General features: G+C 40.1%; 14 protein-coding genes. 10 read left to right on the top strand and 4 right to left on the bottom strand.

Features of this window, described 5'->3' with window-relative positions:
- The first annotated feature begins 19 nt into the window (after positions 1-19).
- A complete protein-coding gene (locus tag M3225_RS10540; RefSeq protein ID WP_251393222.1) occupies positions 20-982 on the top strand; it encodes a quinone oxidoreductase family protein in 963 nt (320 codons plus the stop codon).
- Between the two features lie 104 nt (positions 983-1,086).
- A complete protein-coding gene (locus M3225_RS10545; protein WP_251393223.1) occupies positions 1,087-1,857 on the top strand; it encodes an SDR family oxidoreductase in 771 nt (256 codons plus the stop codon).
- Positions 1,858-1,880: 23 nt separating this feature from the next.
- Here M3225_RS10545 and M3225_RS10550 read toward each other — a convergent pair whose 3' ends face one another.
- The gene (locus M3225_RS10550; RefSeq protein WP_251393224.1) at positions 1,881-2,663 is read right to left on the bottom strand and encodes an SDR family oxidoreductase; all 783 of its coding nucleotides are present in this window, start codon (positions 2,661-2,663) and stop codon (positions 1,881-1,883) included.
- Between the two features lie 311 nt (positions 2,664-2,974).
- Here M3225_RS10550 and M3225_RS10555 point away from each other — a divergent pair, with 311 nt between their 5' ends.
- Together M3225_RS10555 and M3225_RS10560 are read left to right on the top strand one after the other, a co-directional pair.
- The gene (locus M3225_RS10555; protein ID WP_014459743.1) at positions 2,975-3,172 is read left to right on the top strand and encodes a hypothetical protein; all 198 of its coding nucleotides are present in this window, start codon (positions 2,975-2,977) and stop codon (positions 3,170-3,172) included.
- 142 nt (positions 3,173-3,314) lie between these two features.
- On the top strand, positions 3,315-3,587 hold the full coding sequence (locus M3225_RS10560; protein ID WP_251393225.1) for a hypothetical protein: 273 nt from the start codon (positions 3,315-3,317) through the stop codon (positions 3,585-3,587).
- Positions 3,588-3,616: 29 nt separating this feature from the next.
- Here the strand turns inward: M3225_RS10560 and M3225_RS10565 are convergent, their stop codons facing one another.
- On the bottom strand, positions 3,617-3,853 hold the full coding sequence (locus tag M3225_RS10565) for a hypothetical protein (protein WP_251393226.1): 237 nt from the start codon (positions 3,851-3,853) through the stop codon (positions 3,617-3,619).
- A 278-nt stretch (positions 3,854-4,131) separates the two neighbouring features.
- On the opposite strand from M3225_RS10565, the gene yjcZ reads away from it, so the two are divergent.
- Positions 4,132-4,269 (top strand): sporulation protein YjcZ, encoded by a 138-nt coding sequence (yjcZ, locus tag M3225_RS10570; RefSeq protein ID WP_013057409.1) that lies wholly within the window; start codon positions 4,132-4,134, stop codon positions 4,267-4,269.
- 193 nt (positions 4,270-4,462) lie between these two features.
- Here the strand turns inward: yjcZ and M3225_RS10575 are convergent, their stop codons facing one another.
- Positions 4,463-4,663, bottom strand: coding sequence for a cold-shock protein (locus tag M3225_RS10575; protein WP_013057408.1), 201 nt, complete (start codon positions 4,661-4,663; stop codon positions 4,463-4,465).
- Positions 4,664-4,945: 282 nt separating this feature from the next.
- Here M3225_RS10575 and M3225_RS10580 point away from each other — a divergent pair, with 282 nt between their 5' ends.
- The 3 genes from M3225_RS10580 (at position 4,946) to pdxR (ending at position 8,647) form a co-directional block, all read left to right on the top strand.
- Positions 4,946-6,646 (top strand): pyruvate oxidase, encoded by a 1,701-nt coding sequence (locus M3225_RS10580; RefSeq protein WP_251393227.1) that lies wholly within the window; start codon positions 4,946-4,948, stop codon positions 6,644-6,646.
- Between the two features lie 140 nt (positions 6,647-6,786).
- Positions 6,787-6,939 carry a hypothetical protein gene (locus M3225_RS10585; RefSeq protein ID WP_251393228.1) on the top strand — a complete coding sequence of 51 codons (153 nt, stop codon included), beginning with the start codon at positions 6,787-6,789 and terminating at the stop codon, positions 6,937-6,939.
- 277 nt (positions 6,940-7,216) lie between these two features.
- On the top strand, positions 7,217-8,647 hold the full coding sequence (gene pdxR / locus M3225_RS10590) for a MocR-like pyridoxine biosynthesis transcription factor PdxR (protein WP_251393229.1): 1,431 nt from the start codon (positions 7,217-7,219) through the stop codon (positions 8,645-8,647).
- A 207-nt stretch (positions 8,648-8,854) separates the two neighbouring features.
- Here pdxR and M3225_RS10595 read toward each other — a convergent pair whose 3' ends face one another.
- Positions 8,855-9,055, bottom strand: coding sequence for a cold-shock protein (locus tag M3225_RS10595; protein WP_013057405.1), 201 nt, complete (start codon positions 9,053-9,055; stop codon positions 8,855-8,857).
- A 348-nt stretch (positions 9,056-9,403) separates the two neighbouring features.
- On the opposite strand from M3225_RS10595, the gene M3225_RS10600 reads away from it, so the two are divergent.
- Positions 9,404-10,282, top strand: a complete 879-nt coding sequence (locus M3225_RS10600; protein WP_251393230.1) for an NAD(P)-dependent oxidoreductase — start codon at positions 9,404-9,406, stop codon at positions 10,280-10,282.
- 23 nt (positions 10,283-10,305) lie between these two features.
- On the top strand, positions 10,306-11,100 hold the full coding sequence (locus M3225_RS10605; protein ID WP_251393231.1) for a GDSL-type esterase/lipase family protein: 795 nt from the start codon (positions 10,306-10,308) through the stop codon (positions 11,098-11,100).

Below are 11,100 nucleotides of genomic sequence, written 5' to 3' on the forward strand. Positions count from 1 at the left end.
AAAACGAGGTCATTTACATATGAAAGCATTAGTATTTGAAAGGTTTGGAGGACCTGACATTCTTCACTATCAAGATATACCGAATCCCTCTATTGGACCAAAGGACGTATTAGTAAGCACAAAAGCAATTGGACTTAATTTTGCTGATGTGTATCGAAGAAAAGGGAATTACCACTTAACAGGGACACCACCGTATATTTTAGGATATGAAGGAGCAGGCGTAGTGGAAGAAGTAGGAGCAGAAGTAAGTCACGTTAACGTAGGAGATCGTATTGCGTTTGCTGACGTTCCTTTTGCAAATGCAGAGCTTGTCGTGGTGCCGCAAGATAAAATGATTGCTGTACCCGACAATATTTCGTTTGATGCAGCTGCTTCTGTACTTTTGCAAGGGTTAACCGCTCACTATTTAACACAAGACAGCTACAGCATTCAACCCGGCGATTATGTACTTGTTCACGCAGCTGCTGGAGGTGTAGGTCAACTTTTAGTTCAAATTGCCAAGCTTTTAGGCGGGCAAGTCATTGGCTTAACGTCATCTTCTGAAAAAGCAAAAGCAGCGGCTCAAGCAGGTGCTGACTATGTCTTTTTATATGAGGATAACTGGGTAGAACAAGTGAAAGAAGTAACGAAGCGAGGTGCAGATGTTGCGTACGAATCTGTAGGTATTACGCTAGAAAAAAGCTTTGAAGCCGTAAAAACGGGCGGAACAGTGGTGTTTTACGGAATGGCAGGAGGCGATCCGGCCCCGGTCGACCCGCGTATGCTGATGGATACCTCTAAAACGCTTACAGGCGGAGACTTGTGGAACGTGCTTGTATCTTACGAAGAACGAAAAGTACGCTCACAGCAGCTATTTGAGTGGATCAGTAAAGGTCAGCTTGTGCTAACTGATCCCGTGGTGTTTGACTTAAAAGACGGAGCAAAAGCACATGAGCTGCTTGAAAGCCGAAAAAGCATAGGGAAAATTTTGTTAAGGCCGTAAAAGAAAGGCCCTTTAGTCAAGGGCTTTTTTACGTCAGTAAAGGAAAAATCAAAGAGCTGTCTAATATATATAGTAGACAAGTAGAGCGAAAGAGGTGAAGGCAGATGAAACATGCATTGATTACAGCAGGTCATAAAGGTATTGGAAAGAAGGTGACAGAACAGTTTCTAAAAAAGCAGTATTCTGTTACCGTCCATTTTCGCAGTGATAAAAATAAAGTGCGAGAACTACAAGAAGAATGGCATCACTATAAAGATAACGTACAGTTTGTAGAAGGAGATATAACAAATAAAGCAGATATTGAACATGTCGTTGCGCGGGCCATGGAGCAGTTTGGACGTATTGATGTTTTAATTAATAATGCAGGTCCTTATGTATTTGAACGAAAGAAATTAATAGAGTACACAGACAGTGAATGGTATGAACTGTTGGAAGGGAATTTAAGTTCTGTTTTTCATTTTATAAAAGCTGTTGTTCCTATTATGAAAAAGCAGCAGTTTGGAAGAATTATTACATACGGTTTTCAAGATGTAGAGCATACCCCTGGATGGATGTACCGCGCGGCTTTTAGTGCCGCTAAGTCAGGACTAGCTTCTCTGACCAAATCGCTTGCTCTAGAAGTAGCTGAATATGGGATTACAGCCAATATGGTCTGTCCCGGAGATATTGTAGGAGACATGAAAGAAAATGATATCATAAAAGCAAGATTACTAGAAGACAAAGCAACTCCTGTCGGGCGATCAGGGACAGGAGAAGACATTGCGCGTATTATTGAGTTTCTTTGCGATGAAAACTCAGATATGATTACAGGAAGTATTATATCCGCTTCGGGTGGAGTAGACGTTGTTCATAAAAGCAAAAAAACAAGCCCCTGACAGTTAATCCAGGGGCTTGTACGTTACAGCAGCGATTCTCCGCCGTCAATAAACATTTCACTTCCCGTAATGTGTTTGGACGCGTCAGAAGCTAAAAAGAAGATTAAATCTGCTACTTCTTCCGGTTTAGCCGAGCGTTTAGCAAGCGGCTGATTGCCGTTTGGATATTCAATTGGAATCGCGACTTCTTTTAATTTGTCTTCTTGGCGGAACGTATTGCTTTCAATATTTGTATCAACTGCTCCTGGACAAATGACGTTTACCCGTATCCCGTATGTAGAAAGTTCGAGGGCTGCCATTTTGCCAAAGGCCATTTGACCAGCTTTTGAGGAACTGTATGCGCTCATGCCGATATTTGAAAATGTACGGTTGCCATTAATCGAGCTAGTAATAATAATGCTTCCTCCTTGAGCTTTCAAATAAGGAATAGAATGTTTCACGGTTAAAAAAGTACTCGTTAAATTTGTATCAATCGTTTGCGTCCAATCTTCTGGTGATAATTCTTCAATAGAAGAGAACGTACCGTTGATGCCTGCATTAATAGAAACAATATGTAATTGACTCCATAAGCTACTAATCGTTTCGATACTTTCTTTTATACTTTCAGAGTCAGATACGTCTGTTTTAATGGCTATACACTCTCCGCCGCTCGCCATAATGGTCTCTTTTACTTCTTGTAATTTTTCTTCCTCTAAGTCTAAAAGAGCAACGCGCGCTCCTTGTTCAGCTAATGTAATGGCTGAAGCGCGTCCAATTCCAGACGCCGCTCCCGTCACAAGCGCAACTTTTCCAGTTAATGCAATCATTTGTAACCCCTCCATATAAAAATGTTGTTTCCTTTCTTTAACCTATAAGAAGGAAATAAAAACCTCTTTTAAAATATTTGTGTTTAAATTTGCTAAAAGATGCCAAAAGGAAAAGAGAAAACAGCGGCGAATTATTAATATGACGTCATGACACGAAAAGGGCCGCTGCCAAATGAGCTTGCTTAGGTAGCGGCCAAAGATGTACTCTGTCTTTTCAGAAGAATGTTTATATAAAATTTTACATCAGAGGGACTTGCAAATCGTTCCTTGAAAGCTTACACTAGTAAAGCACAGAAAAAGGACGGTGTTTTATGAAGAAGAAAGATAATGTGATTCCATTCCCGCAAAGAAGGGAAGCGGCTGCTTATGTTCCCGCTTCTATTAGCTTAGATAAGGATATTGTGGAGTTTTTAGAAATTATGAATTTTGAAGATCGCAATGATTTTTTAAATGAAATGATTGATTCATTTTTTAAATATGTAAAAGGTGAAGAAGACGAAGTAAGATAAAAGGTAACGTAAAGACATCCAAAGAGATGTTTTTTATTTTGTGACCGATTGCTTAAAAGGCATGCTTAAGCCTCGTATAGTTATTTATGGTATAGTATACATTAAATACTATCTAGCAGGTACAAATGCGAGGAGTGATAAGATGAGTGGATTTAAAAAAGACATTCGTGCCGGATCTGAAGAACCACACTCACTAGAACAATTAAAGCATGAAATGGAGCAAAGCCTGTGGAATTTAAGAAAAGATTTGCGAAATGAAAATCGTTCGGAAACGGAAATGGAAATGATCAAAATTTCGCTGCTGTCACTATTTGAGGAGCAGGCAAATAAATTGAGTGAAACTGAGCTCGTAGATTATTTTGCCGACTACCATAAAAGAGTCGAGCAATTATTCGACAGGTATAGCTATAAATAAGACAAGCATCCTTGCGGGGATGCTTGTTTTTATTTGAGCAAAATTCGTTTGTATTCGTGGCGCTTCAGAGGTTTGGATACATATCCGTCGGCTTCTAGCTGATAAATAATGGTGGTAGCTGCATACACGCTAAAGGCATGATCAAGCCCAAAATAGTCTTGCAAAGCGGCCACGCTCACTTCCTCTTGAAAGATTTTACTGCGATTGGATAAAACGATAGGGTAGACGTTTTTAACGATTTGTTTTGAAATTTCGAGTGTTAACATATGGAATCCCTCCCTGTGTGAGTGTACATAACTAAAGGTATTCAGCACGGTGTACATTCATGAAAAAGGGAGCGATTACATTTTTAAAAGATAAAGAAAAGAGGAGTAAATGCCCATAAAATCAGATGTTTTATTCAGTTGTTTTATCTTTGCGGGACTTGTTTGAAAAACTCAGTATTTTAGTGTATGACAAACATTTTCAAAAGTTCTATGGAATTATTAGGAGCAATTTAACTAAATCCACATATCTTAAAGTATAGCAAATGGAGGTGAAACACATGGGATACTACGGAGGTTACGGATACGGTTGTGGTTATGGCGGCGGTGGCTGCGGCGGCGGTTTCGCTTTAATCATTGTACTTTTCATCTTATTAATCATCATCGGCGCTTCTTGCTTCGGCGGCGGCTGGTGCTAATTATTAAAAAATGATGACGATGCAACATCCCTACTTTATTTCTTCAACTATTTCTTCCACAAAAGGTCTCTTCGGGATGAAGAGACTTTTTTAGTTTATTATTTATAATAACGTGTACAAACTAAATGTTAAAAAGATTTTATGCGTAGTTCTACATGAAAAAAAAGACTCTGAAATCAGAGTCTTTTTCTACTTATGCTTTTTGAACGTTAGCAGCTTGAGGTCCGCGTTGACCTTCTTCAACGTCGAATGTTACAGCTTGACCTTCGTCTAAAGATTTGAATCCTTCGCTTTGGATTGCTGAGAAATGTACGAATACATCGTCGCCGTTTTCGCGCTCGATAAATCCGAAACCTTTTTCTGCGTTAAACCATTTTACTGTACCTTTTTCCATGAATGTTGCCTCCTCGTGTGCTATGCACACATTGTATTACTATCCTTGCTCATGATCAAAATCTTTAAGACGAAAGTATTCACCTATCGATTGTTGCCGAACAAAAATAATTCTTCTTATAGAATAGCAAAAGATAATGATAATTGCAAGGAATGAAGAAAATTTAACGAAGATGGTTCATTCATTTAACGAAAGAAAACGAAAATTATACGAGTGAAAATAAGTAAGAAAGAGCGTATCAGGTCACACTATCTCTATATATAAGAAGAAAGGGGTAGTAATATGTTTAAACAGAAAGCTGGAGAAAAACTGATTGAACTGTTAATTGAATGGGGCGTTGATCATATTTACGGCATGCCAGGAGACTCTATTAATTCAATTATTGAACCGCTTCGCAAAGCCCAGGATAAAATTAAATTTATTCAAGTGAGGCATGAAGAAGCAGGAGCTCTCGCAGCGGCTGCATATGCAAAGCTAACGGGTAAAATCGGTGTATGCACGGCTATTGCCGGACCGGGAGCGATTCATTTACTGAATGGTTTGTATGATGCAAAATTAGACAAAGCTCCCGTTTTAGCACTTACGGGGCAAGTGGAGTCCGATCTTATCGGAAGCGATGCGTTTCAAGAAATTAATTTAGAGCGAATGTTCGATGACGTTGCTGTATATAACCAGCGAATCATGTCCGCTGAACAGCTTCCCACTGTTGTCAATCAAGCGATTCGAACGGCTTATGCTAAAAAAGGCGTTGCTGTGTTAACCATTCCCGATGATATCCCTCGCTTTGAAGTCGGATCAGAAGCACGAGAAACATCAAGCATAATCGTTAAACAAGACATTTTTCCGCATAGAGAAGACCTTGAAAAAGCAAAAGATTTGATTGATAAAGCGGAAAGTCCGGTTATTTTAGCAGGTCGAGGCACACATGAAATGAGAGAAGAGCTGCTTACGTTTGCAGAAAAAATCGCGGCACCTATTGTCCTTACGCTTCCTGGGAAAGGCGCAATCCCGGATGAACATCCATATTGTCTCGGAGGACTTGGATTGATCGGAACAAAGCCAGCGTATGAAGCGATGCAAGAAGCCGATACGCTCATTATGATTGGAACGTCCTATCCGTTTACAGGCTTTTTACCAGACCATGCGAAAACCATTCATATCGATATTGATCCTGCACAAATTGGCAAAAGATATCCTGTAGATGCAGGGCTTGCCGGAGAAGCGAAAACAACGATTCAGTGGTTCTTAGAAAACGTTGACCGCTCAGAGCATCGCCAGTTTTTAGAACAAAGTCAAGCACGTATGAAAAAGTGGTGGAATCAGCTTGATGCACAAGAAGCAAAAGAAAGTGTACCTATCAAGCCTCAGCGAGTGATTCGAGCGCTTCAGCACGTAGCGGCTGATAACGCGGTCTTGTCTGTAGATGTAGGAAACGTCACAGTATGGATGGCACGTCATTTTCGTATGACAAATCAGCAGTTTGTGATTTCAAGCTGGCTAGCGACTCTCGGCTGCGGGCTGCCGGGCGCAATTGCTGGAAAAATTGCTTATCCCCAAAAGCAGGTGTTTGCGGTATGTGGAGACGGTGGCTTTGCGATGACAATGGCAGATTTTATTACAGCTGTTAAATATGATCTTCCGCTAGTCGTAGTGCTATTTAACAATCATAAAATCGGCATGATTAAATTTGAACAAGAAGTAATGGGAAATGCTGAATTTGGAACAGATTTAACAAATCCGAATTTTGCTAGGTATGCAGATATTTGCGGAGGTGTTGGCTACCGAGTGGAAAAGGAAGAAGAGCTGCTGCCGGCTTTTGAAAATGCTGTTAGACAGAACAAGCCGTGCATTATTGATGTAATTGTTGATGCAAATGAAGCGCCTATGCCAGCAAAAATTACGCTAGGGCAAGCAACGGGGTATGCCAAGCACATGGTGAAAGAATTGTTTCAAGAAGGAAAGTTGGATTTACCTCCTCTATAAAAAAGAGGCTGTGACAAAAGTATTTTAGTTGAAGAAAGATCCGAACGATGAATCGAGATTCTTGATTGAGAATCAAATTCGTTCGGATTTTTTATTGGTATGGTGAATGTAGGTTTCATGTATGTAGTTACTTCTAGCTGTTGATTGGAGAGCAAGGCGAAGACTCCTGCGGGAAAAGCGGAATAGGTGAGACCCCGCAGGAGCGTAAGCGACGAGGAGGCTCATCGGCCGCCCGCGGAAAGCGAAGTCTTGCACGGAAATCAACAGCGGTGTACCAAAGTGATCCATACTAGCTCATTTATCCCATTTGTTCGTCTCTAGATTGAATTGATTTAGTTATATCTTAATCTCTTTTTAGGGACTATAGTTTATTTAGTTTGATTAACTATAAAATTATTATGTAAACTTAAATTGTCAAAAATGAAAATAGTTGATATCATATTTTTTTGTAAAGTGGATGAGTAAAAAAACACTGGATTGGATGGTCTTTTTTTATGAAACTGCTTTAAGATAAGGGAGATAAAGGATAAACTAATAATAAGAAAGTTTAAATGTAAGGACTGATGCCGCATGAACTGGAGACCAGATCGCGCTAGCAAAAAAGCGATTTATAAACAAATTGCAGAATATATTGAAAGCTGTATTTCATCGGGAGCTTTTCCGCCGGATTCTATGCTGCCATCAGAACGAACGCTTGCCGCTGAGCTAAACGTGAACAGAAGCACGGTAGTAGCTGCTTATGAAGAGCTCCAGGCACTTGGAATCGTAGAACGTAAAAAAGGGAGCGGCACGCGAGTTAGTTCGAGCATCTGGGGAATTTCCCGTAAACGTATTCCAAACTGGGGGAGATATGTAGAAGACGGTTCATTTTTGCCTAATTTGCCGCTCGTACAGCGAATCAGAAGCGAAGCTTTGCGAACAGATTTTGTGAACTTAGCCAGCGGAGAGTTAGCTCCTAGCTTATTTCCAAGCGAAGATTTTCAGCAAATATTAGCAGGCATGCCTTTTAATGAACATTTAGGCTATGATCATCCTCACGGCAATGAACGTTTGCGCGATGCTATTGCTGCTCATGTTCATGAGTACCGGAAAATCTCCACGGATTCTAATTCTATTTTAATTACATCAGGTGCACAGCAAGCACTTCATTTGATTGTGCAGTGTCTGTTAAAACCAGGGGATGCAGTAGCGATTGAAGATCCGTCCTATAGCTATTCACTGCCGCTCTTTCAATCAGCAGGTTTACGAACGTTTTTACTGCCTGTAGATAAAAATGGAGCCAACCCGGACGACTTAGTAGAATTACATAAAAAGCATCGCATTCGAATGGTTTTTTTAAATCCGTATTATCAAAATCCGACCGGTATTGTGTTATCAGAAGCGCGCCGAAAGCGGTTTTTAGAGCTTTCTTCAGAATATGGCATTCCGCTTATTGAAGATGATCCTTATTCACTCACAGCATTTGATGGCAATGTACATCAAACGCTGAAATCGATGGACGAGAACGGAAATGTCCTCTATATCAGCTCGCTTTCTAAAATTGTTGCATCAGGCCTTCGAATTGGCTGGATTGTGGGGCCAGAGCAAGTGATTCAGCGCCTGGCAGATGCTAAGCAGCAAATTGACTTTGGTCACAGCATCTTTCCCCAGTGGATTGCTTATCAATTCTTAAATTCTCCTACGTTTTCTTCTCATATCGAAAAGCTTAGACAAGAGCTCAAAAAGCAAGAGTATGCTCTGTCGTCTAGCCTGCACGAATTGCTCGGATCAAAAGTATCTTTCGATTCGCCTCAAGGCGGGATTCACTTATGGTGCAAAGTGAATCAGCCGGTCGATGATTATCGTCTATTGGAAGAATCACTTAAAAAAGGAGTGGCTTTTGTTCCAGGAAGCGTGCTGAGTTCTCAAAGCGGAGCTATTCGCTTTACGTTTGGCAGAGGGGAAGAAGAGGTCATTCGAGAAGGAATTGAACGTTTTGCCAGCGCGCTAGAGAGTCTGTAATAGCTATAAACATAGATAAACGTGCCGGATGAAAGTTTTATTTTATTATTTCGTATAGATTGTTGGGATCTTGTGCTATACTAAGAGTACCATTAACTTTACTTCTGTATTTGTACCGACTGGCCCTGTTGAAAAACAGGGCTTTTTTGTGTTTGTACACAAAAAAACAGATCCTTTAAAGGATCTGTTTTTGATATGTTGTGTTTCTTATGCTTTTTGAACGTTAGCAGCTTGAGGTCCGCGTTGACCTTGTTCTACGTCAAATGTTACAGCTTGACCTTCGTCTAAAGATTTGAAACCTTCGCTTTGGATTGCTGAGAAGTGTACGAATACATCGTCTCCACCTTCGCGCTCGATGAATCCAAAACCTTTTTCTGCGTTAAACCATTTTACTTTACCTTGTTCCATAATTGTTGCCTCCTCGTGCGGACTCGCACATTGTGGTACTATTCTTGCTCAAATCTAAAGACGAAAAGTGACAATACTCATACATCCCCACCGAACAAAAATAATTCTCTTACATCTTAGCAGAAATTTCCTATGTTTGCAAGCGCTTCATTTAAAAATCATTCGTATTTTTTTGACAATTTTTTTACAAGCCATGTCTAAAAAATGTCACATTTTGAACATTTTAGAAAGGCTATTCTTTGTATTCGCTTTTATTGTAGTTATATAATAATGAAAATATGCTTTTTCTAAAGATAGACGACAAGTATAAGAAACATACATACTGCGTACTGAAATGGAGTGGTAAAGATGAAAGTGGGTTTAATTGGTTTAGGAAATATGGGATTACCGATGGCGGAAAATATGATAAAAGCGGGTCATGAACTTGTGATTTATAACCGGACTGCTTCAAAGGCGGAAAGTCTTGTGAAAAAAGGAGCAAAGGTTGTGGAGACACCTGCTCAAGCAGCACAAGAAGCGAATCTTGTCTTTACGATTCTTTCAAATGATGAGGCTTTAGAAGAAGTAACGCTGTCACAAGATGGTATACTTGCAGGTTTGAAAGAAGGCGGTATTCACGTCTCTGTGAGTACCATTAGCGTAGATCTTTCGGAAAAATTAACAAGCGCACATGCTGCATCAAGACAGCATTTTGTCGCTGCGACTGTTTTAGGTCGCCCCGAAGCAGCAGCAGCTGCTGCTCTCAAAGTAATAGTGGCAGGTAATAAAGAGGCAAGAGAGCATGTTTGGCCAATATTTGAAGCGATTGGTCAAACTATTTTTACTGTAGGAGACGAGCCTTACTTATCAAATGTAGCTAAGCTTGGCAATAACTTTTTATTAGTATCGATGTTAGAAGCAATTTCTGAAGCAGTGGTAATGGTAGAGCAGTATGGCATGCAAGCCGAGCAGTTTCTTGAAGTGGTCAATAGCTTATTTGCATCTCCTGTGTATAAAAATTACGGCAATTTAATTGCCAAAAGAGACTTTGATCCAGCCGGGTTCAAGCTGGAGCTTGGACTAAAAGATGTAAACCTGGCTATCGATGCAGCAAAAAAAGTGTCCGCTCCGCTTCCGTTAGGAGAGCTTGTGAAAGGTCATTATGAACAAGGAATCGAAAATGGCTGGGGTCATTTAGACTGGTCCGCTTTAGTAAAAACAGTTGAAGCTCTAAAAAAAGATAACTAAAAAGACGAAAAGGAGTGCAGCCAGTGAAAGCGAAAGGAAAGTGGGTATGGATTGTATCCTTTATTTCGATTATTTCGTGTCTGCTGTTTGCAGCAGGGCTTGGAATGTCTATTTATAACTATGTTAGCGCCTCAAAAGCCAGCGTAAGGGAAATGCCAAAGCCGAAGCAGGAAACAAGCAGCAGTACCAAAAGCACAAAAGAATATACGATTGTCGCTTTAGGAGATTCACTGACAAGAGGAACGGGAGATGCAGCGGGAAAAGGATACGTTGGGTATTTAAAAGACAATCTTGAAGAAAAAACGAAGAAGAAAATTCTGCTAAGTAACTTTGGAATAAAAGGTCAAACCTCTTCGCAGCTGGCAAGTCAAGTACAGCAGCAGCAAATTCAGCGGCAGATTAAGTCTGCAGATACCGTGTTGATTACCATCGGAGGAAATGACTTATTTCAAGGCGGCCAAACGCTGCAAAACTTAAATAAAAGCAATATTCAAAAATTAGAAAATGACTATTTAAAAAACGTAGACAGCATCTTAAAAAGCATCCGGTCGGCAAATAAAGACGCGACGATTTATTTAATTGGTTTATATAATCCGTTTAGTAACCTGCAAGACGCGAAAGCCACAACAGCTATTGTACGAGAATGGAATTACAATAGCAGTGAATTAAGTGCTAATTATAAGCAAACTGTTTTTGTTCCGACTTTTGATTTGTTTCAGCTAAAGGTAGACGACTACTTATATACCGATAAATTTCATCCGAATGCAAAAGGCTATAAGCTTATTGCAGAACGTGTAGCATCGCTTATTACGTGGTAA

Origin of the sequence: Priestia aryabhattai (assembly GCF_023715685.1) — a bacterium.
Classification (GTDB): domain Bacteria; phylum Bacillota; class Bacilli; order Bacillales; family Bacillaceae_H; genus Priestia; species Priestia aryabhattai_B.